The sequence below is a fragment of the Solibacillus sp. FSL W7-1472 genome (genome assembly GCF_037969775.1).
GTDB lineage: Bacteria > Bacillota > Bacilli > Bacillales_A > Planococcaceae > Solibacillus > Solibacillus silvestris.
The window spans coordinates 557104-580509 of the sequence record NZ_CP150208.1; the positions used below are offsets into that span (position 1 = coordinate 557104).

Genomic DNA, 23406 nt, shown 5'->3' on the forward strand with positions numbered 1-23406 from the left:
TCGATATACTTGAAGGAAATTTTCAAAAATTCTAGAATACTAAATCGAAAGGGTGATGATGGATGAAATTATATACAAAGCAAGGCGATACAGGAAAGACGAGCATTATTGGAGGACGTGTTGATAAAGACCATCTGCGTGTTGAAGCATACGGGACAATTGATGAGCTGAATTCATTTATCGGTAAAGCTGTCAGTGAATTGGAGCAAGAAAAGTTCAAGGATTTGATTGACGACTTAACAGCCATTCAACATGAATTGTTTGATGGAGGCGGGGACTTGGCAAATGTAATGAAAGAACGCCATTACAAACTTACCGAAGAACCGATCACTGTTTTGGAAAACCGTATCGATGCACTTTCCGAAGAAGCTCCACCATTAAAACGTTTCATTTTACCAGGGGGAGCACCTGCAGCAGCTACTCTGCATATCGCTCGAACAGTTGCCCGCCGTGCGGAACGCGAAACTGTATCTTTAATGAAAGAAATTGAAGATGTTTCACCAGTTGTACAAAAATATTTAAACCGATTATCGGATTATTTATTTGCTGCAGCACGTGTTGTAAACTATCGATTATCGATTCAGGATGTCGAATATATTCGTAGTGGCGACGTATTTAAATAAACGAAAAATGCTAGTTAAGACGGTAAAATCGTCTAACTAGCATTTTTTATATTTTGATTTAATTTTCAGAATAAATGACGAAATCTGTTGACTGAATGCTCATTCATTATTACAATGGGTTTATAGTTTAATATGGAAAAATAGTTTATCGGGGTGTATGAGATAAACAAAGGGGTTTAAAGCTTCGTATTCTAGGGGGGAAAAGGATGAATACATTTTTAATCATTAACTGGATTGCATTTTTCGCCGTGTTACTTTATGCGCTGGGGTTATTCGCATATTTGCTGAAAACACGTTATGACTACATTCAGCTTGGTCGCAAAGAAGAGTTCAATCACAAATTTTCTGAACGTATGTCGGATATTGTCGAGAAAGTATTCGGCCAGTCAAAACTATTAAAAGATAAAAAGATGGGTCTTGTACACGTTCTGTTTTTCTATGGATTTTTAATGGTTCAGTTCGGAGCAATCGATTTAATCTGGAAAGGTCTGGCGCCAGGTTCACATTTACCGCTCGGCGGCCTGTATCCGGTATTTACATTTACACAGGAGTTAGTTGTACTAACAATTTTAATCGCAGTTGCGGTTGCATTTTACCGTCGTTATATGGAAAAGCTTGCGCGTTTAAAGCAAGGTTTTAAAAATGGCTTAGTGTATATGTTTTTAGCAATCCTGATGTTTGCTACATTATTTGGCAACGGCTTTTATTTAATATGGCAGGAACATAGTTTAACAGGTTCTGAACCAGTAGCATCTGCAATTGCCTGGGTATTCCAGTGGATGAATCCGACGATTGCTGCTGTCTTGTTCTTCGTTATGTGGTGGGCACACTTGTTGGCGTTATTAGCATTCCTTGTTTATATCCCGCAAGGTAAGCACTTCCACTTAATTACGTCGATTTTCAACGTTTATTACAACCGTCAAGACCGTATTGGCACATTACGTCCAATCGATTTTGCTGCATTGGAAGAAGCGGAAGATGAAGAAAGTATGCCGCCGCTTGGAGTCGGAAAAATTCACGATTTCACGCAAAAGCAAATGCTTGATCTGTATGCATGTGTAGAATGTGGACGTTGTACGAATATGTGTCCGGCAACAGGTACAGGAAAAATGCTTTCACCGATGGACCTGATCGTAAAATTACGAGACCATCTAACATTTACCGGTGCAGTTGAGCTAAAGAAAAAGCCTTGGGTACCATTCTCATTCTTTAATAATACACAAGGAAACCAATTGGCAATGGCTGCTGGTGCTGAAGGTGCAGTAATTGAAGACATTTACAGCCCGTCATTAATCGGCGATGTTATTACAGAAGAAGAAATCTGGGCTTGTACAACATGCCGTAACTGTGAAGATCAATGTCCGGTAATGAATGAGCATGTTGATAAAATTATTGATTTACGACGTTATTTAACAATGACTGAAGGTAAAGTGAATCCGGATGCCCAACGCGCAATGACAAACATTGAGCGCCAAGGGAATCCATGGGGCTTAAACCGTAAAGAAAAAGAAAACTGGAGAGAACTGGACGAAACAGTACACGTTCCAACAGTAAAAGAATTGAAAAAATCAGGCGAAGAAATGGAATATTTATTCTGGGTCGGTTCAATGGGTTCATTTGATAACCGCTCACAAAAAATTGCATTGGCATTCGCTAAATTAATGAATAAAGCAGGCGTTAAGTTTGCCATTTTAGGTAACAAAGAAAAGAACTCTGGAGATACACCACGCCGCTTAGGTAACGAATTCCTGTTCCAGGAGCTTGCAACAGCCAACATTGACGAATTTGAGAAAAATGGCGTGACGAAAATTGTAACGATTGACCCGCACGCATACAACATTTTCAAAAATGAATATCAGGATTTCGGCTGGAAAGGTGAAGTACTTCACCATACAGAATTACTATACGATCTGATTCAGGAAGGCCGTTTAACAATGGATTACCGTGTGGATGAAACGATTGTATTCCACGATTCATGTTACTTAGGACGCTATAATGATGTATTCGACCCGCCACGTGAAATTTTAAAAGGTATTGCAGGCGTGAAGCTAGTTGAAATGGAGCGTAATCGTGAAGACGGTATGTGCTGTGGTGCAGGCGGTGGCTTAATGTGGATGGAAGAGCATGTCGGAAACCGTATTAACGTTGCACGTACAGAACAGGCAATTGCAACACAGGCATCGGTTATTTCTTCAGGCTGTCCTTACTGTTTAACAATGCTTTCGGATGGAACGAAAGCAAAAGAAGTGGAAGATACAGTCGGCACTTACGATATTGCTGAAATTTTAGAGCGTGCAGTATTCGGTACACCGGAAAAAGTGCAAGTTCAACAAGTGCAAGAAGAAGTAGTAGAAGAAATAGTTGCTTCACCTGTAGAACCGATTGAAGTTGAGAAACAAGCATCAGCAGTTGAAACTTCATCACTTACAGAAGAGCAGCAAGTGGCAACAGATACGGCACCTGCTGAAAATGAAAATAACGATCAAAACAAGTAAAAATAGAATTAACGAGAATAAAATTTATAGTCAGTATATTTGAATAATTTGTTGCGAATTCAAATGGGTTTTAATACAATGAAAGTAAGCGAAGAAATGAGAGTAGTAAATACTCTCATTTTTTTCTAAATATTGATTGAGCGAGCGTTCAGTCGAATTACTAATTACAGACTGCAAACAGTGTTTCTATTAGTAAATGATGGGGATTGTTACTAATAGATTAATAGCCTGCAGGAACTTCACAATACGGATGGCGATGTACAAAATTCGGATTAATTCAAACAAAGGGGTGTATGGATTGTCGAGAACAGTTATTTTAGACGGCGCACGAACACCATTCGGTAAATTTGGTGGTGCATTAAGTTCATTAACAGCAAGTGATTTAGGCGGAATTGCAATTAAAGAAGCATTGGTAAAGGCCAATGTATCAGCAGATGAGGTAAATGAAGTCATTATTGGAACCGTATTGCAGGCGGGACAGGGGCAAATCCCTTCACGGCAAGCTGCAACAAAAGCGGGAATTCCTTGGAATGTGAAAACCGAAACAATTAACAAAGTATGTGCTTCAGGCATGCGCAGTGTTACTCTTGCCGATCAGCTTATTCGATTAGGGGACGAAGAAGTAATCGTGGCAGGTGGAATGGAATCGATGTCAAACGCACCGTACTATATGCCAAAAGGTAGATTTGGTTTGCGTATGGGAGATGCTAGTTTAGTAGATGGCATGATTTATGATGGTTTGTCTTGTGCCTTCCATCCGAAACAAGTGCATATGGGCATTTACGGTAATAGCACAGCGAACAAGTTTGAGATTTCTCGTGAACAGCAGGATGCATGGGCGGTACGTAGCCATGAAAAAGCACTGGCGGCAATGGATTCAGGGAAATTTGCAGAGGAAATCGTAGCAGTGGAAATTCCACAGCGTAAAGGCGAACCACTTCGTATTGAGACGGACGAGGCACCGCGAGCAGGGACAACATTGGAAACGCTAACAAAATTAAAGTCGGCGTTCAGCAGTGACGGTACAATTACAGCTGGTAATGCTCCAGGTGTGAATGACGGAGCATGTGCACTAGTACTAATGAGCGAAGAAAAAGCACATCAGGAAAACCGTCAGCCACTTGCAACAATTCTCGCGCATGCGGAAGTAGGGGTAGCACCTGAAGATTTCCCGCAAACACCGGGACTTGTAATAAATGAGTTGCTAAAAAAATCTGGCAAAACATTGGAAGACATTGATTTAATCGAAATTAATGAAGCATTCGCAGCGGTTGCTCTTGTAAGCAATCAAATTAGCGGACTGGATGAGAGCAAAGTAAATGTTAACGGGGGTGCCGTAGCTTTAGGACATCCGATTGGAGCAAGTGGTGCCCGTATTATATTAACACTCGCTTACGAACTGAAGCGTCGTGGGGGCGGTCTAGGAATTGCGGCTATTTGTTCTGGCGGCGGTCAAGGGGACGCGGTATTAATCGAAGTAACAAACTAAGGGGATGAAATAAATGGCAATTCAAAAAGTAATGGTCATCGGCGCAGGGCAAATGGGTTCCGGGATCGCACAAGTTTGTGCACAGGCAGGCTATGAAGTCATTTTGAATGATATGAAGGATGAGTTTTTCGAACGAGGTTTAAATACCATAACGAAAAATTTGGCACGCGATGTTGAAAAGGGCCGAAAAACAGAAGAAGAAAAATCGGCTGTTTTAGCTCGAATTACTAAATCATTGACGATTGAAGATGCAAAAGACGTGGACATTATCATTGAAGCGGCAGTTGAAAACATGGATATTAAACAATCGATTTTTAAGCAGCTTGATGAAATTGCACCTAAGCATGCCATTTTAGCGACGAATACATCGAGTTTACCGATTACCGAAATTGCGGCAGTGACAAAACGTCCTGAGCAAGTAATTGGTATGCACTTCATGAATCCGGTTCCAGTCATGAAGCTTGTTGAAATTATTCGCGGATTGGCAACAGCGGATGAAGTGTATGAAACGGTTGCTGAAATGACAAAGCAGCTGGGGAAAACAGGTGTGGAAGTAAATGATTTCCCGGGCTTTATTTCAAATCGTATTTTATTGCCAATGATCAATGAAGCAATTTATGCATTGTATGAAGGCGTAGCGTCGAAAGAAGCAATTGACGATGTGATGAAAATGGGGATGAACCATCCGATGGGTCCATTAACATTAGCTGATTTTATCGGGTTGGATACATGCTTGTCGATTATGGAAATTTTACACGAAGGACTAGGTGACAGTAAGTATCGTCCATGTCCGTTATTACGCAAATATGTGGCAGCCGGCTGGTTAGGCAAAAAGAGCGGTCGAGGTTTCTACATATACGAAAGCTGAGGGACTTCTATGAATTTACAATTTACTGATGAGCAGTTGATGATGCGTAACATGGTTCGTGATTTTGCTAAAACCGAAATTGAACCGTTTATCGAGCAAATGGAAGCGGGAGAGTTTCCGAGGCATTTGCTGACGAAAATGGGTGAGCTTGGTCTGATGGGAATTACTGCACCTGCTGAATATGGCGGGGCGGAAATGGATTTTACTTCCTACATTATAGCGATTCATGAGCTGTCGAAAGTAAGTGCGGTAATGGGTGTTATTTTATCAGTGCATACTTCTGTCGGCACAAATCCGATATTATATTTCGGCAATGAAGAACAAAAGAAAAAGTATGTACCGAAGCTAGCAAGTGGAGAATCGATCGGAGCATTTTGTTTAACAGAGCCAAGTGCCGGTAGTGATGCAGGTTCACTGAAAACTCGGGCAGTTCGTGACGGCGAACATTATGTGCTGGACGGCGCAAAAGTGTTTATTACAAATGGCGGGGAAGCCGATGTGTATATCGTCTTTGCTTCTACCGATCCGGAAGCAGGTTCTCGGGGGATTTCCGCATTTATCGTAGAGAAAAATACACCAGGTCTGATAATCGGAAAAGACGAGCGAAAAATGGGTCTTCACGGTTCTCGTACGGTTCAGCTTACATTTGAAAACATGCGCGTTCCTGCAGAAAACTTGCTTGGGCAAGTAGGGGATGGCTTTAAAATTGCATTGGCCAACTTGGATGTAGGACGAATCGGCATTGCAGCTCAAAGTTTAGGAATTGCCGAAGCAGCATTGGAAGCGGCAACTGCCTATGCAAAAGAGCGGATACAGTTCGGAAAGCCAATTGCCCAGCAGCAAGGGGTCGGCTTCAAGCTTGCCGATATGGCAACAGCAGTGGAAGCTTCGAAACTGCTCGTCTACCGAGCTGCCAACATGCGCAGTGAAGGGCTGTCATGCGGAAAAGAAGCATCGATGGCAAAACTGTTTGCTTCTCAAACAGCGATGGATACAGCGATAGAAGCCGTACAAATATTAGGCGGCTACGGCTATACCGAAGACTATCCGGTGGAACGCTATTTCCGCGACGCAAAAGTTACACAAATTTACGAAGGCACAAGCGAAATCCAGCGCATCGTTATTAGTAAGCATGTGATGGGGTGACGTACTTATAAATATTGTTGATTGAAGTGGAGGTTCGACTCCAGCTGGAAAAGCACGACGCCAGAGACTAGGAACAAAAGCTAAGAACGCCACGTCCTGTGGCAACGCTTTTGTGACCAACATCCGTGTTGGCCTCGTGCCCGCGGAAAGCGTAACCGTAACGGAAATCAACGGGTAATCTAATTTAAAGGGGATATGGGGATATGAACTTTCAATTATCAGAAGAACACCAACAATTACGCGAAATGATTCGCGATTTTGCAATCAATGAAGTAGCACCAACAGCAGAGCACCGCGATGAGCACGAAGAATTCGACCGAGGCATTTTCGATAAAATGGCCGAGCTAGGCTTAACAGGTATTCCTTGGCCGGAAGAATACGGCGGAGCAGGGTTTGACTACTTGGCATACTGTATCGCAGTTGAAGAATTGTCACGTGTTTGTGCATCGACAGGGGTAACATTGTCAGCACATACATCACTTGCAGGCTGGCCGATTTTCAAATTCGGTAACGAAGAGCAAAAGCAAAAATATCTTCGTCCAATGGCAGAAGGTAAGAAAATCGGTGCTTACGGTTTAACAGAGCCAGGTTCAGGCAGTGATGCAGGCGGAATGAAAACATATGCCGTAAAAGACGGGGACGACTATATTTTAAACGGTTCGAAAATCTTCATTACAAATGGTGGAGTGGCAGATATTTATGTCGTATTTGCGGTGACAGATCCGGAAGCGAAAAATGGTACGACTGCCTTTATCGTTGAAGCAGACTACCCAGGCTTCTCTGTAGGGAAAAAAGAGAAGAAACTAGGAATTCGTTCATCTCCAACGACAGAGATTATTTTTGACAACTGCCGTGTACCGAAAGAAAACGTACTAGGTGAAGAAGGTCAAGGTTTCATTATCGCGATGAAAACGCTTGATGGCGGACGTAACGGAATTGCAGCACAAGCGGTCGGGATTGCACAGGGCGCATTGGATGCAGCGGTTGATTATGCAAAAGAGCGTGTTCAGTTCGGCAAGCCGATTACTGCAAACCAAGGGATATCATTCAAGTTAGCGGATATGGCAACAGAAATTGAAGCTTCACGTTTATTGACGTACCAGGCGGCATGGTTGGAATCAAATGACTTACCATACGGAAAAGCATCGGCAATGGCAAAACTGCTTGCGGGTGATACAGCGATGAAAGTAACGACAGAAGCTGTTCAGGTTTTCGGCGGCTATGGCTATACGAAAGATTACCCTGTTGAGCGTTATATGCGCGATGCGAAGATTACGCAAATTTATGAAGGTACACAAGAAATCCAACGCCTTGTAATTTCGCGTATGATCACGAAATAGCCTATGGCGAAAAATGATAAGCTGCACGTCCAATCGTCAATAAAAGATGAAAATAAAATTATTGCCCGCCGTCAGCAAATTATCGATGCCGGTGTGAAGCTTTTCAAAGAAAAAGGCTTCCACCGTGCAACTACAAGGGAACTTGCAAAAGCAGCTGGTTTTTCTATCGGGACTTTATATGAATATATTCGTACAAAAGAAGATGTTTTATTTTTAGTTTGCGACAATATCTTCAATGAAGTAACGAAATGCTTAACCGATTTCCCGTCCGATTCAGGTACAATCGAAGGTTTGAAACAGGCGATCCGTCATTATTATTTACTGATTGATCAAATGCCTGAGGAGTTTACGATTATGTATCAAGAAACGAAGTCATTGCAAAAAGCTGCGATGCATTACATTCTCGATAAAGAACTTGAAATGGTCGCTATTTTTGAACGCATATTAAAGGACTGTGTGGAAGCTGGTAATTTATCGCTTTCTGAAGATGCAATCTATTTAGCAGCAAACCACATCGTCGTACAGGGGCAAAGTTGGGCATTCCGCAAATGGGCACTGCAAAAACGATACACGATCGATCAATATATAAATTTGCAAACAACAATGTTTTTACAAGGCATTATGCAGTTTGAAAATTAGGAAAGGAGAATCGCCATGTAGAGCAACTAGTTAAACAGTTTGCTTCGTATGGCGATTTTTCATTATTCCAACATAACAAAGGGGTTATTAAAATGGGGAAAACTGAAGTATACAAACCAAAAAATCATATTCGCTTTGTCACAGCATCGAGCCTTTTTGATGGGCATGATGCTTCAATAAATATTATGCGCCGAATTTTACAGTCAAGTGGGGCTGAGGTCATTCATTTAGGCCACAATCGTTCTGTAGAGGAAGTGGTTAATGCTGCAATACAGGAAGATGCGCAAGGGGTGGCACTATCTTCATATCAGGGCGGTCATATTGAATATTTCAAATATATGTACGATCTGCTTCGCGATAAAGGGGCACCACATATTAAAATTTACGGTGGCGGCGGTGGTGTAATATTGCCGCGCGAAATTAAGGAACTGCATGATTATGGCATTGCCGGCATTTTTTCACCGGAAGATGGGCGCCAATTAGGTTTACAAGGGATGATAAACAAAAAGCTTGAAGGTGCAGATTTTTCTACACTAAAAGGAAATTACAAAGAACTTTTAGAACAACTTTCGACTGATACGCCGGAAATTTTGGCGAATTTAATTACAGCTGCCGAAGTTGGCGGGGATGCAGAAATTGAAGAAATGCTGCAGCTTGCACGAACTAAAAGCTTAAACACACCGGTTATTGGGATTACCGGTACAGGCGGCGCAGGGAAATCTTCGCTGACAGACGAACTTATCCGCCGATTCCTGCAAGAATTCCCGGATAAGAAACTTGCCATTATATCGGTTGACCCGACAAAACAAAAAACAGGCGGGGCTTTATTAGGTGACCGTATCCGTATGAATGCCATCTTTAATAATCGCGTTTACATGCGCAGTTTGGCAACACGCGGCTCGCATACGGAATTATCAAGTTCGATTGGTGATGTACTCGATGTTGTACGCACAGCAGGATTTGATTTAATCCTTGTTGAAACAAGTGGTATCGGGCAAGGGGATGCTGAAATTACGAAACATACAGACCTTTCGATGTATGTAATGACGAGCGAATTCGGTGCCCCGACACAGCTTGAAAAAATCGACATGATTGATTTTGCGGATTTGATTGCGATCAACAAATTTGAACGAAAAGGTTCTGAAGATGCATTGCGTCAAGTTCAGAAACAATTCCAGCGTTCACGTGAACTATGGGAAGAACCACTTGATCATATGCCTGTATTCGGGACGATCGCTTCGCAGTTCAACGATTTAGGGACGAACTCATTATTTGCGGCTCTTGTAGCGAAAATTAATGAGAAGTTCGGTTTAGATTGGGAAACTTCGTATGAGCAATTTGTGAAAACGCAAAAGCAAAACATTGTTATTCCGAATGACCGTCGCTATTACTTGCGCGAAATCTCGGAAACAATCAGAAATTATCATAAGCATGCAGAACAGCAGGCATTACTGGCAACGAAGTGGTATCAGCTTGAAGGAACGAAAGCACTGCTTCCGGAAAGTGAAACAGCATTAACTGCATCAATTGATTCTTTACTGGAAGGCGTTCAAAATGAATTAACTGCAGAGTCGAAGCGTATACTGAAAAATTGGAATGCATTAAAAGAAGCTTACGCTGGCGACGAACTCATTACGAAAATGCGTAATAAGGAGATTAAAACCATTTTACGTACCGAGTCTCTTTCAGGCTTGAAGATTCCGAAAGTCGCGTTGCCGAACTTTAAAGATTACGGTGAAATATTACGCTGGGTGTATAAAGAAAATGTACCAGGTGAATTCCCTTATACAGCAGGTGTTTTCCCGTTCAAACGTGAAGGTGAAGACCCGAAACGTCAATTTGCGGGTGAAGGGACTCCTGAGCGTACAAATAAACGGTTCCACTATTTATCTAAAGATGATGATGCAAAGCGTTTATCGACGGCATTTGATTCAGTAACGTTATACGGGGAAGATCCTCATACACGTCCTGACATATACGGAAAAGTAGGGGAGTCTGGCGTAAGCATCTGTACATTGGATGATATGAAAAAACTTTATGCAGGCTTCGATCTATGTGCACCTTCTACATCTGTATCGATGACGATTAACGGACCTGCACCAATTATTTTGGCAATGTTTATGAATACAGCAATCGACCAGCAAGTACAGAAGCGTGAACAGGAGTTGGGCCGTACTTTAACGGTGGAAGAATTTACAGAAACGCGTGAACAGACATTGCAAGTAGTGCGCGGTACCGTACAGGCGGATATTTTAAAAGAGGATCAGGGGCAAAATACATGTATTTTCTCAACAGAATTTGCGCTTCGTATGATGGGCGATATCCAACAATATTTCATCGATCATAAAGTAAGAAATTATTACTCGGTATCCATTTCAGGCTACCATATCGCCGAAGCAGGAGCGAATCCGATTTCGCAGCTTGCATTTACATTGGCAAACGGTTTTACGTATGTTGAATATTATTTAAGCCGCGGTATGAATATCGATGATTTTGCACCGAACTTAAGTTTCTTCTTCTCGAACGGTCTTGACCCTGAATATACAGTCATCGGTCGTGTAGCACGTCGCATCTGGGCTGTTGTCATGCGTGAAAAGTACGGCGCAAATGACCGCTCGCAAAAGCTGAAATACCATATTCAAACTTCGGGCCGCAGTCTGCATGCACAGGAAATCGATTTCAATGATATTCGTACAACACTGCAGGCATTGATGGCATTGCAGGACAACTGTAACTCACTGCATACAAATGCATACGATGAGGCAATTACTACGCCTACTGAAGAATCGGTACGACGCGCGATGGCGATTCAAATGATTATTACAAAGGAACACGGCTTATCAAAAAACGAAAACCCGTTACAAGGGGCATTCATTATCGAAGAGCTTACACAACTAGTAGAGCAGGCGGTGCTGGAAGAGTTTGACCGCATGAATGATCGCGGCGGGGTACTTGGTGCGATGGAAACACAATATCAGCGCGGGAAAATCCAAGAAGAATCGATGCACTATGAGCATTTAAAACATTCAGGACAACTGCCGATTATTGGCGTAAACACGTATTTAAACCCGAATCCTCCATCTGAAGAAGCGATCAATAACATGGAGATTGCACGTGCATCTAAAGAAGAAAAAGATCTACAAATTGCAAACTTGGCAGGCTTTAAAGAAGCGAAGGCGGACAATAGTCAAAAAGCGCTAGATCAATTAAAAGAAGTCGCAAAAACAGGCGGCAATATTTTTGAAGAACTCATGGAAACAGTTAAAGTAGCGAGCCTTGGCCAAATTACTCAGGCCCTCTATGAAGTAGGCGGTCAATACCGCCGTAATATGTAAGGGATAGATTTGTTGTTTGCAGCTTGCAGAAAACAACTTAATAACAAGCCTTTTTTACTTAGTTATTTGAAAAAAAAGCAAAAAAATGAACTTAGAATACCACGAGTGCGGAAATTTTCGTTATACTAGTAAATACATGGACGATCTGATGAAGGAAGGTGCGCAATAGTGCAACAATATGTACATTATATTTTAATTTTAGCATGCCTAATTGCAACCTTCTTTTTATATAACCGACAATTAGCAGCAATCCCTTTGCTGCTTTTATCCTTTATTTTATTTTATGTTGCCTATAAAAAAGTAACAAATTTAAAAAACAAGAAATGAAACTAGCATAGTGATAGCATGTTTGTATATAATGGGTATTATGCTTATATCCATCCAGTTGTTGTACAAGCAACAGCAGAACGGGTATAAGATCTTCGGCAGATGGTAAGGATTTGGAAGACGAATCCAGACACAATTACGCCGAGTCGTAATTGATAAATAGACATGTAAGGATGGAAAGGACGTGCACGATTTGAACTTTCGTGGTATGACAGATGAACAATTAGCAGAAGAGTCATTAATCGACTTAGCTTACGCACTATTAGAAGATAAAAAACAAGCAATGCCATTAAATGAATTATTAAAAGGTATTCAAGCATTAAATGGGATTTCGGATGAAGATTTAAAATCACGTTTAGTGCAATTTTATACTGACTTAAACGTAGAAGGCCGTTTTTTATTAAACCAAGAAAATGGTTGGGGTTTACGTGAGTGGTATAAAGTAGAAACAATCGAAGAAGAAACAGCGCCAACAATTAAGACGCGTAAGAAGAAAGCAAAAGCTGTTGACGACGAAGATGAAGATGAAGTTATCGACCTTGAAGAAGAGGATGTTTTATTCGAGGAAGATTACGATGAATTCGTTGACGACGAAGAAGAAGAGGAAGAAGTGGATGAGGACATCGACTTCGTTGAAGAAGACATAGAAGAAATTGATCCTGACATCGATGAAGAACTAATCGATGAAGATGATACATTTATTATCGAGGATGATGATGAAGAAGAAATAGATGAAGAGTTAGACGAAGAAGACGAAGAGTTAAAATAAGTATTTTCACATTGGAAATTGAAAGTGCTTGACTTCTATTTCAGTTCCGTATAATCTTTTACTTGGGCTCCTTTAAAAAGGAGATTGACCGTATAAGTTATACGCTCCCCCTGCAAAATAGTGCAGGAGGAGCGTTTTTTATTTTTTCTGGCGTTTTTATCCCGCATTAACGGGTGATTAGAGTCCGCGGGAGATCAACTCCCCGTAAAATCCAGATTGGTTCAACTAATAATCCGAGGGGATGAGCTAAAATCCCCAATGATTGGTAGTTTCACTTTATTAGAAAAACATTCCCTTGCATTTAGGAAGCAATAGAGTGTTTTTCTAATTTGTTTTAAAAGAAGGAGGAATTTGTATGACAAAGTATATTTTCGTAACAGGTGGGGTAGTTTCATCACTTGGTAAAGGGATTGTAGCAGCATCATTAGGTCGTTTATTAAAAAATCGTGGATTGGAAGTAACAATTCAAAAATTTGATCCATATTTAAATATTGATCCAGGTACAATGAGCCCTTACCAGCATGGTGAAGTATTCGTTACAGATGATGGTGCAGAAGCGGACTTAGACTTAGGTCACTATGAGCGATTCATCGATATTAATCTTGGTAAACACTCAACTGTTACTTCAGGTAAAGTATATCAATCGGTACTAAATAAAGAGCGCCGCGGTGACTACAATGGTGGTACAGTTCAAGTAATTCCTCACGTAACAAACGAAATTAAAGACCGTGTACAACGTGCTGGCCGTGAAACTTCTGCTGATGTTGTTATTACGGAAATCGGTGGTACAGTAGGTGACTTTGAATCACTTTCATTCCTTGAAGCGATTCGTCAAATGCGCCGTGATTTAGGCCATGAAAATGTAATGTACATCCACTGTACACTAATGCCTTATATTGCAGCTGCTGGTGAAATGAAAACAAAACCGACACAGCACTCTGTTAAAGAGTTACGTTCATTGGGTATTCAGCCAAATATTATCGTATTACGTACAGAACAACCAGTGCCGCAGGACATGAAAGAAAAAATCGCGTTATTCTGTGACGTAAAACCTTCTGATATTATCGAATCACGTGATGCAGAACATTTATACGAAGTTCCATTAAATCTTCATGCACAAGGCTTTGACCAAATCGTTCTTGATCATTTCGGTATTACAGCGCCGAAAGCAGATATGACAGATTGGAAAGAGCTTGTACATTTAGTGAAAAACTTGGAGCACAAAACACGTATCGCTTTAGTAGGGAAATACGTAGAATTGCAAGATGCTTATATTTCAGTTGTTGAAGCATTAAAACATGCAGGTTATGTATACAATTCGGATATCGAGATCGACTGGATCAATGCTGAGCATGTTACAGCGGAAAATGTTGATGAGTTGCTAGGACAAGCAGACGGTATTTTAGTACCAGGTGGTTTCGGCGACCGTGGTGTTGAAGGGAAAATCGAATCTATCCGTTATGCACGTGAAAACGATGTTCCGTTCTTCGGTATTTGCCTAGGTATGCAAATGGCGACAGTAGAATTTGCGCGTAATGTTATGGGCTTGGAAGGTGCACATTCAACAGAACTGGACAAAAATACGAAGTATCCGATTATCGATTTCTTACCAGATCAAACAGAAGATACAGATATCGGCGGAACATTACGTCTTGGTTTATATCCATGTAAATTAAAAGAAGGATCTCGTGCACGCGCGGCTTACAATGGTGAAGAGTTAGTATACGAACGTCACCGTCACCGTTACGAGTTCAACAATGAATTCCGTGAAGCAATGGAAGCGGAAGGTATGGTATTCTCAGGATTATCTCCTAACAACAAATTAGTAGAAATTGTTGAACTACCAGAGAAGAAATTCTTTGTTGCGGGTCAGTTCCACCCGGAATTAATTTCACGACCACAACGTCCACAACCATTATTCCGTGAGTTTGTTGGCGCAGCATTTAATAATAAAAAATAAAGAGTTGGGGCAAAAGCAGTTCCAAAATTAAAAGCAGCTCAATTTTACGATAGTAAAGTTTGAGCTGCTTAATTTGTATACATACTTTGTATCCGTTGTTCTCCGTTACGGCGGACGCTTTCCTGGGGGCACGAGGCCAACACGATGTTGGTCACAAAAGCGTTGCCACAGGACGTGGCGCTCCTAGCTTTTGTTCCAGGTCTCTCCCACGTGCTTGTCCCCTGGGAGTCGCCGTCTTCACTCCGAACAACTAATTTTCCTTCTATATCATAGAAAGGCGCATATAAATTCAAAAATACAAAAGACGACCCCCACACCAGTATGGATTAAGAGTCGCCAATAATTTATGCGAATGGTGATGGATGGCCGTCCATTAATTCGTCATCCTCTTCATCATCGTCTACGAGCATTTCATCGAATTCCATCTTAATCGCTTCATAAATATATAAAGCTGCTATAAGATGCGGAAAAACGATGCGTTCGCCGAGCTTTGTCGGATGTGGTAAAATGCCGCCACGCACTTTTAATGAAATATACGTATAAGCAAGGTCGCTTAACGGATTGTCGTCACTGGCCGCTTCACTTGCGACAGCCGCAAATGGAATGAATTCTGCATGCAGTTGCTGTGCGAGCTTTAATGCTTGTTCATCTGTAGCATGACGCGTAAAAATAATCACACGGTCAGCAGGCATTAGTTCGACCTCTTCTGTATAACGTGCAAATTTAGTGAATGTACCTGCACTAAGCTCTGCATTTACCGCAACAGCTTCCATTTCACCAAATGCCGCAAAGTAGATTGTTCCTTGTCCGATTGCTGCCTGTGCCAATAATCGTGCAGTTTCCTCAATTGATTCTTCTTCAGTTTGCTGTATGCGCTGTAGAAGGCCTGTTAATTGCGTAGTTAAAATTTTAGACATATTTACACCTCAAAGTTATTATAAAATTGTGCACATAAAAAAGCAAAAGCACAAACTCTCTCTATAAAAGAGGGGAAATCAATTTAGTAATAGAATGTAACTTATATAAAGTGAAACTTCAATCAGTAGGGTTTTCTTGCCCACTGATTAGAAGGAACACAAGCTAAAACCGTCACGTCCTGTGACAATGCTTGTGTGACCAACATCGTGTTGGCCCGAACCGATCGGGCATTTAGGGGTAGTTGAGCTACCGCCTATCCTTTTCGCACTTGAGAAGTCTAGAGGCGGAAGTCTTACTACCCGTTAATGCGGGATAAATTATTATTGTAATGGGGGATCACATTGAAGGGGATACTAATAGTAGATGATCAGCAGGGGATAAGGATGCTTCTAAATGAAGTGTTTAAAAAAGAAGGATTTACGACTTATTTAGCGGCAAACGGTTTTGATGCAATAAAAATTGCACAGGAAAATGAGCTCGATTGTGTTCTACTGGATATGAAAATACCCGGAATGGACGGTCTGGAAATTTTAGCACGTTTGAAAGAAGAACACCCGGAGCTGCCTGTAATGATGATGACTGCTTATGTTGAACAGCATATGATGGACACTGCAAACGAATTAGGTGTGTTGAAATACTTTACAAAACCTTTTAATATTTTTGAAGTACGTGATGAAGTTAATAAACTAGTAGAAAAGGCTGAAAAAATATAAATGAAACAGGCGAGCAGGCAGTAGCGCATACTGTCTGTTTTTGTTATGATTAATCTAAATGTTTTTGTCAATTCATGTGATTTTGCATAGAATAGACGATGAAAAAAATACTTAAAAAAAGCATTTTGCGCAAACTATGTTTTTCTAGCAGCAAACTATTTATGTATCTTCGAGGAGGATTTTAATAATGGCATTAGTTTCAATGAAAGAAATGTTAATTAAAGCAAAAGCGGAAGGTTATGCAGTAGGTCAATTCAATATTAACAATTTAGAATGGACGCAAGCCATTTTACAAGCAGCAGAAGAAGAAAAGTCACCAGTAATTCTAGGTGTTTCTGAAGGTGCCGGAAAATATATGGGCGGTTTCATTGCTGTTGTAAAAATGGTTGAAGGCTTAATGGAAAGCTACAAAACAACTGTTCCAGTAGCAATTCATTTAGATCATGGTTCAAGCTTCGATAAATGTAAAGAAGCGATCGATGCTGGTTTTACTTCTGTAATGATTGACGCTTCACATCATCCATTCGAAGAAAATATCCAAACGACTAAAGAAGTTGTCGACTATGCGCATGCAAAAGGCGTATCTGTTGAAGCAGAACTTGGTACTGTAGGCGGCGAGGAAGACGGTGTCATTGGTGGCATTATGTACGCAAACCCGCAAGAATGTAAATCATTAGTTGAAGCTACAGGTATCGACTGTTTAGCTCCAGCATTAGGTTCAGTTCACGGTCCTTACAAAGGCGAACCAAACTTAGGATTTGCTGAAATGGAAGAAATTTCAACATTAACAGATGTTCCGTTAGTATTACATGGTGGAACAGGTATTCCGACAAAAGATATTCAACGTTCAATTTCTTTAGGGACAGCAAAAATTAATGTCAACACAGAAAACCAAATCTCGGCAACGAAAGTAATCCGTGAGTTTTTAGAAAATGATAAGAAAACATATGATCCACGTAAATATTTAGGTCCAGCTCGTGAAGCGATTAAAGCGACAGTAATCGGTAAAATGCGCGAATTCGGCAGCTCTGGAAAAGCCTAAGCTTCTTGAGTTTAGAGGCAGAGTTTTACTACCCGTTAAAGCGGGATAAATGAATCCACAAAAGAAAAGTGCACAAACTATGCGTACTTTTCTTTGTGAACACGTGTTTTTCAACATAAGACATCTCGTTCACAAATGAGCGAGATGTGTTTTTATAATCAAATGTAAATCGGAGGCTATTATAATGAAATTTTTTATCGATACAGCAAACTTTGACGAAATTAAAGAAGCATACTCTTGGGGGATTCTTTCAGGTGTAACGACGAACCCATCATTAGTTGCAAAGGAATCAGGCGTGAATTTCCACGACCGCTTACGTGAAATTGCTGAGTTAGTAAACGGCTCGGTTTCTGGTGAAGTTATTTCTTTAGACGCAGAAGGAATGATTCGTGAAGGGGAAGAATTGGCTGCGATTCACCCGAATATTACTGTAAAACTTCCAATGACACCAGAAGGATTAAAAGCATGTAAACACTTCTCTGAAAAAGGCATCAAAACGAACGTGACATTAATTTTCTCTGCAAACCAAGCATTGATGGCGGCACGTGCAGGCGCATCTTATGTCTCTCCATTCTTAGGACGTCTAGATGATATTGGTCAAGATGGCGTAGAATTAATCCGTGAAATTGCTGAAATGTTTGCTATCCACGAAATTGAAACGGAAATTATTGCCGCATCTATTCGTCACCCGCAACATATTACGCAAGCTGCATTAGCTGGCGCACATATTGCAACAACTCCATACAAAGTTTTACAGCAACTGTTTAATCATCCATTAACAGACAAGGGAATTGAAGGATTTTTAGCGGATTGGGCAAAGCGAGAAGGGAAATAATAAGAATAACTCACAGCAGTTGACTTATTATCAATTACGCCTCGGCGTAATTGTGTCCAGATTTTTTTGAGTTTAGGCCTACAGGACGTGGGTCAGTCAGCCGTTGTCGCACGGCGACGTTTTTAGGCTGACTTCCTCATTAAAACATCCTTTAAAAAATCTGTGACATCTGCCAGAAGCTCATCTTCATTCAGCAGATGTCCGTAGACTTCTGCTGAATGAAGATGAAATTTGTCCAATCGTAAGGGAGAACACAAAATGGATGTTTATAAAATTCAGGGCGGAAATCGTCTAAAAGGTAAAATAACCGTTAGCGGTGCAAAAAATAGCGCAGTTGCTTTAATTCCTGCATCAATTTTGGCAGATTCTTCCGTTACCATTGGGGGAATTCCAGAAATTTCAGATGCATGGACGTTAAAAGCACTTCTAGAAGAAATTGGCGGAGAAGTAACATTCGAAAATGGCAAGATGACGATTGATCCATCAAAAATGGTTGCGATGCCGCTGCCAAACGGCAATGTAAAAAAATTACGTGCTTCCTACTATATGATGGGTGCCATGCTGGGACGTTTTAAACAAGCGGTAATCGGCATGCCAGGCGGGTGTTTTTTAGGGCCACGTCCAATCGATCAACATATTAAAGGTTTTGAAGCTTTAGGAGCAAAAGTAACAAATGAGCACGGTGCGATTTACTTACGCGCAGATGAATTAATTGGTGCGAAAATTTATCTGGATGTTGCAAGTGTCGGCGCAACAATTAATATTATGCTGGCAGCAGTCCGGGCAAAAGGGAAAACTACAATCGAGAATGCAGCGAAAGAGCCTGAGATTATTGATGTTGCGACACTTTTAACAAATATGGGTGCCAATATTAAAGGCGCAGGAACGAGCGTTATCCGTATTGAAGGTGTCGATGAGCTAAAAGGTACGAAACATACAATTATACCGGATCGAATTGAAGCAGCTACATTTATGATTATGGCTGCAGCGATTGGTGATGGTGTACTTGTCGATAATGTCATTCCGCTTCACATGGAAGCCGTAACAGCTAAACTTCGCGAAATGGGTGTAACTGTGGAAGAGAATGAGGAAAGCATCTACATCTCCAAGCAAAAGAACCTGCAGGCGGTTGATGTAAAAACACTGGTCTATCCAGGATTCCCGACTGATGTCCAACAGCCTTTATCTGTATTAATGACACAGGCGGAAGGGACATCGATGATTACAGATACAATTTATTCTGCCCGATTCAAGCATATAGACGAACTGCGACGTATGAGTGCAAAAGCCCGTGTTGAAGGCAATACGGCCATCATTCAAGGACCTGCATCTTTGGAAGGATCCACGGTAACGGCAACAGATTTACGCGCGGGTGCTGCATTAGTATTGGCTGGACTTATCGCAAAAGGTGAAACAGAAATTCACGATATCTACCATATTGAACGCGGCTATAGTTCATTAATTGAAAAGCTTTGTGCAATTGGTGCAAATATTCGTAAAGAGTCCATTGTCATTAAAACAAAGAATAATGCATAAATTTGCTATAATTCGTGATCCGAATCGCGCAACGATGAGAGTATGATAATATATATTTGGGTAATAAAAATATGTTAGTTCATAATACAATTCAAAAAAGCAGTTAATTTAGGCTGTTAAAATCGGTTTTAACCGATTACAGGAGGCAAACACAAAATGGAACGTAGTTTATCAATGGAAGTAGTACGTGTAACAGAAGCAGCAGCGATTGCATCAGCGAAATGGATGGGACGCGGACTTAAAAACGAAGCGGACGACGCAGCAACAACAGCGATGCGTGTTATGTTTGATACAATCCCAATGCATGCGACAGTTGTAATTGGTGAAGGAGAAATGGATGAGGCACCGATGCTTTATATCGGTGAAGAATTAGGGCTTCGAAATGGCGGACCTGAAGTTGATATCGCAGTAGATCCATTAGAAGGTACAAATATCGTAGCAAAAGGTACAAATGGCGCGATGACAGTACTGGCAATTGCAGACCGAGGCAATCTATTAAATGCGCCTGATATGTATATGGATAAAATAGCTGTAGGGCCGGAAGCGGCAGGTAAAGTTGATATTAACGCTTCTGTTACGTACAACTTATTGCAAGTGGCAAAAGCAAAAAACAAAGATATTTCAGATGTTGTAGCAACACTTTTAGACCGTCCACGTCATCAGCATATTGTCGATGAAATCCGTGAAGCCGGTGCACGCATTAAATTCATTCAAGACGGTGATGTAGGTGCAGCGATTAACACAGCATTCGATGAAACTGGTATCGATATTATGTTCGGTATGGGTGGCGCACCAGAAGGCGTTATTGCAGCAGTTGCGTTAAAATGTTTAGGTGGCGATTTCCAAGCGAAACTAGTACCTGAAGATGAAGAACAGCTTGCTCGTTGCGTAAAAATGGGAGTCGACGTAGATAAAGTATTAATGATGGAAGACCTAGTTAAAGGCGATGATGCTATTTTTGCAGCAACAGCTGTAACAGATTCGGAGCTTTTACGCGGTGTTCAATATAAAGGTTCCTATGCACTTACACATTCAGTTGTTATGCGTGCAAAAACAGGAACAGTACGCTTTATCGAAGGACGCCACAGCATTGATAAAAAACCAAAGTATGACCAAATTTAACTTCCCGTATAATGTAAGTAGCCTCAGATAGAAAATGCCCATTTTCAAATTACTTACACTATAATATAATAAATGCCCAGTGTAAAAACTGGGCATCTTTCAAATAAAGTGTAGTATACTTCTCTTACACAAATTCCTAAAAATCTTTCAATAACTTAAAAAATTAAATTTTAATAGACTGGAGAAAACGTATGACAGCATTAACAATTGCTCAATTAGAAAGCATGACATTAAAAGAATTATATGCTTTGGCGAAGCAATACAAATTATCAAATGCTAGTAAGCTAAATAAAAAGGAACTAATCTTTGCAATCTTAAAAACCCGCTCTGAACAAGAAGGTTTCTTCTTCATGGAAGGTGTTTTAGAAATTATTCCTACAGACGGCTTCGGATTCCTGCGCCCGATTAACTATTCTCCTTCAAAAGAGGATATTTACATTTCTGCTTCCCAAATTCGTCGCTTCGATTTACGAAATGGTGATAAAGTTTCAGGTAAAGTTCGTCCACCAAAAGAAAATGAACGTTATTATGGCCTATTACAAGTTGATGCTGTAAATGGCGAAGATCCTGAAGTTGCAAAAGAGCGTGTGCATTTCCCGGCGTTAACGCCGCTTTATCCGGATCGCCATATTAAGTTGGAAACAGTACCTACAAAACTTTCAACACGTATTATGGATTTAGTAGCGCCTGTTGGTTTTGGTCAACGTGGATTAATTGTGGCACCGCCAAAAGCCGGTAAAACGTCTTTATTAAAAGAAATTGCCAACGCTATTACGACAAACCATCCGGAAGCGGAACTAATCGTCCTGCTAATCGATGAGCGTCCGGAAGAAGTAACGGATATCGAGCGCTCAGTAAATGCGGACGTTGTTTCTTCAACGTTTGATGAAGTGCCTGAAAATCATGTAAAAGTAGCAGAAATCGTATTGGAACGTGCACGACGTCTAGTAGAACAAAAACGCGATGTTATTATTTTAATGGATTCGATCACACGTTTGGCACGTGCCTATAACTTAGTAATCCCGCCAAGCGGCCGTACACTTTCAGGTGGTATTGACCCTGCTGCATTCCACCGTCCGAAACGTTTCTTCGGTTCTGCCCGCAATATTGAAGAGGGCGGCAGTTTAACAATTTTAGCGACTGCTCTTGTTGATACAGGCAGCCGTATGGACGAAGTAATTTATGAAGAGTTTAAAGGAACGGGTAACCTGGAACTGCACTTGGATCGCAGCTTGGCAGAACGCCGTATTTTCCCTGCAATCGATATCCGCCGTTCAGGTACGCGTAAAGAAGAGCTTCTTATTCCGAAAGACCAGCTTGATAAATTATGGGCAATCCGTAAAACATTCAGCGATTCACATGATTTTGGTGAAAAGTTCTTACGCAAACTACGCACAACAAAAACAAACGAAGAATTCTTTGAAAAGCTTGATACAGATATGAAGAAAGCTACGAACGGTAAAGGGTTGTTATAGATTTTAGAAGATTGAGCGCGAATGGAAATCAAGTTCTTGATTTAGTGAGGAACTACATACATTCAATTTCGTAAAATAATATAAAATAGTTGCAACCTTTTTTAAAACTTGCTATACTTCTTTAAGTATGAAACGTGCACATATATAGCTGACCTCAACACATTACGTATGTAGTGACATATTCGGGCTATGTAAGGTGCAGTTCGAAAATACTCTGTTCCGGATGGTTCAGGGCGAGAGGAGAAAACGAATATGAAACAAGGTATCCACCCAGATTACAAAGTAGCAACAGTAACTTGCTCTTGTGGTAATTCTTTTGAAACAGGTTCAGTTAAAGAAAAGATCTCAATCGAGTTCTGTAACGAATGTCACCCATTCTATACAGGTCGTCAAAAGTTCGCTTCTGCTGACGGACGTGTAGATCGCTTCAACAAAAAATATGGTATGAAATAATACCTCTGCCCATTTCCGCATTGCTGGAAATGGGTTTTTAATTTTTTGAAGCACTGATTTCATTTTATTAGAAGATATTGAGCAGGTATTAGAACAGTTTTACAGGTTATTAGAAAATCTGAATCATTTATTTGAAAACCTCCACCGGATAGTAGAAAATGTACATATTATATTAGAACTTCAAACTTTTATTAGAAAAAATAAAGATATATTAGAAGAATTTAGAAGATATTAGAAAACTTTCGCACATGTTTTTCTAAAGAGAAATATTCTAATAAATAGAGGACCTTTTGCAATAGACGAATGGCAAAAAACTAGCTA

18 protein-coding genes are annotated in these 23406 nt (G+C 40.7%); 17 read left to right on the forward strand and 1 reads right to left on the reverse strand.

What is annotated here, in order from left to right; translation table 11 throughout:
- The first annotated feature begins 62 nt into the window (after positions 1 to 62).
- The 10 genes from MKY07_RS02785 (at position 63) to MKY07_RS02830 (ending at position 14991) form a co-directional block, all read left to right on the forward strand.
- Entirely contained in the window at positions 63 to 623 is a 561-nt protein-coding gene (locus tag MKY07_RS02785) for a cob(I)yrinic acid a,c-diamide adenosyltransferase (protein WP_008404520.1), read from the forward strand.
- A 206-nt stretch (positions 624 to 829) separates the two neighbouring features.
- Positions 830 to 3118: a (Fe-S)-binding protein gene (locus tag MKY07_RS02790; RefSeq protein WP_339263727.1), complete on the forward strand. Its 2289-nt coding sequence runs from the start codon at positions 830 to 832 to the stop codon at positions 3116 to 3118.
- A gap of 298 nt (positions 3119 to 3416) precedes the next feature.
- Entirely contained in the window at positions 3417 to 4607 is a 1191-nt protein-coding gene (locus tag MKY07_RS02795) for an acetyl-CoA C-acetyltransferase (RefSeq protein ID WP_339263729.1), read from the forward strand.
- A 13-nt stretch (positions 4608 to 4620) separates the two neighbouring features.
- Positions 4621 to 5475 (forward strand): 3-hydroxybutyryl-CoA dehydrogenase, encoded by an 855-nt coding sequence (locus tag MKY07_RS02800; protein WP_014824738.1) that lies wholly within the window; start codon positions 4621 to 4623, stop codon positions 5473 to 5475.
- A gap of 9 nt (positions 5476 to 5484) precedes the next feature.
- Positions 5485 to 6621, forward strand: coding sequence for an acyl-CoA dehydrogenase (locus MKY07_RS02805; RefSeq protein ID WP_339263732.1), 1137 nt, complete (start codon positions 5485 to 5487; stop codon positions 6619 to 6621).
- 203 nt (positions 6622 to 6824) lie between these two features.
- Positions 6825 to 7961 (forward strand): acyl-CoA dehydrogenase, encoded by a 1137-nt coding sequence (locus tag MKY07_RS02810; RefSeq protein ID WP_008404507.1) that lies wholly within the window; start codon positions 6825 to 6827, stop codon positions 7959 to 7961.
- Between the two features lie 3 nt (positions 7962 to 7964).
- A complete protein-coding gene (locus tag MKY07_RS02815; RefSeq protein ID WP_339263734.1) occupies positions 7965 to 8600 on the forward strand; it encodes a TetR/AcrR family transcriptional regulator in 636 nt (211 codons plus the stop codon).
- A gap of 92 nt (positions 8601 to 8692) precedes the next feature.
- Entirely contained in the window at positions 8693 to 11935 is a 3243-nt protein-coding gene (gene icmF, locus MKY07_RS02820) for a fused isobutyryl-CoA mutase/GTPase IcmF (protein WP_339263736.1), read from the forward strand.
- A 511-nt stretch (positions 11936 to 12446) separates the two neighbouring features.
- Positions 12447 to 13031 carry a DNA-directed RNA polymerase subunit delta gene (gene rpoE / locus MKY07_RS02825; protein WP_008404501.1) on the forward strand — a complete coding sequence of 195 codons (585 nt, stop codon included), beginning with the start codon at positions 12447 to 12449 and terminating at the stop codon, positions 13029 to 13031.
- Positions 13032 to 13386: 355 nt separating this feature from the next.
- Positions 13387 to 14991: a CTP synthase gene (locus tag MKY07_RS02830; protein ID WP_008404498.1), complete on the forward strand. Its 1605-nt coding sequence runs from the start codon at positions 13387 to 13389 to the stop codon at positions 14989 to 14991.
- 344 nt (positions 14992 to 15335) lie between these two features.
- Here the strand turns inward: MKY07_RS02830 and MKY07_RS02835 are convergent, their stop codons facing one another.
- Positions 15336 to 15908, reverse strand: a complete 573-nt coding sequence (locus MKY07_RS02835) for a DUF2529 domain-containing protein (RefSeq protein ID WP_339263738.1) — start codon at positions 15906 to 15908, stop codon at positions 15336 to 15338.
- Between the two features lie 342 nt (positions 15909 to 16250).
- Between MKY07_RS02835 and MKY07_RS02840 the strand changes: the two genes are divergently transcribed.
- From MKY07_RS02840 to rpmE, 7 genes are all read left to right on the forward strand, one after another.
- On the forward strand, positions 16251 to 16622 hold the full coding sequence (locus MKY07_RS02840) for a response regulator (RefSeq protein ID WP_081483462.1): 372 nt from the start codon (positions 16251 to 16253) through the stop codon (positions 16620 to 16622).
- A gap of 187 nt (positions 16623 to 16809) precedes the next feature.
- A complete protein-coding gene (locus tag MKY07_RS02845; protein ID WP_065216618.1) occupies positions 16810 to 17664 on the forward strand; it encodes a class II fructose-bisphosphate aldolase in 855 nt (284 codons plus the stop codon).
- A 184-nt stretch (positions 17665 to 17848) separates the two neighbouring features.
- Positions 17849 to 18499: a fructose-6-phosphate aldolase gene (gene fsa / locus MKY07_RS02850; RefSeq protein ID WP_008404490.1), complete on the forward strand. Its 651-nt coding sequence runs from the start codon at positions 17849 to 17851 to the stop codon at positions 18497 to 18499.
- Between the two features lie 258 nt (positions 18500 to 18757).
- Positions 18758 to 20035, forward strand: coding sequence for a UDP-N-acetylglucosamine 1-carboxyvinyltransferase (locus tag MKY07_RS02855; RefSeq protein WP_008404487.1), 1278 nt, complete (start codon positions 18758 to 18760; stop codon positions 20033 to 20035).
- A 156-nt stretch (positions 20036 to 20191) separates the two neighbouring features.
- The gene (glpX, locus tag MKY07_RS02860) at positions 20192 to 21157 is read left to right on the forward strand and encodes a class II fructose-bisphosphatase (protein ID WP_008404484.1); all 966 of its coding nucleotides are present in this window, start codon (positions 20192 to 20194) and stop codon (positions 21155 to 21157) included.
- A gap of 191 nt (positions 21158 to 21348) precedes the next feature.
- Positions 21349 to 22632 (forward strand): transcription termination factor Rho, encoded by a 1284-nt coding sequence (gene rho, locus MKY07_RS02865; RefSeq protein WP_008404483.1) that lies wholly within the window; start codon positions 21349 to 21351, stop codon positions 22630 to 22632.
- A 252-nt stretch (positions 22633 to 22884) separates the two neighbouring features.
- Positions 22885 to 23085 (forward strand): 50S ribosomal protein L31, encoded by a 201-nt coding sequence (gene rpmE, locus MKY07_RS02870; RefSeq protein WP_008404481.1) that lies wholly within the window; start codon positions 22885 to 22887, stop codon positions 23083 to 23085.
- Positions 23086 to 23406 lie beyond the last annotated feature (321 nt).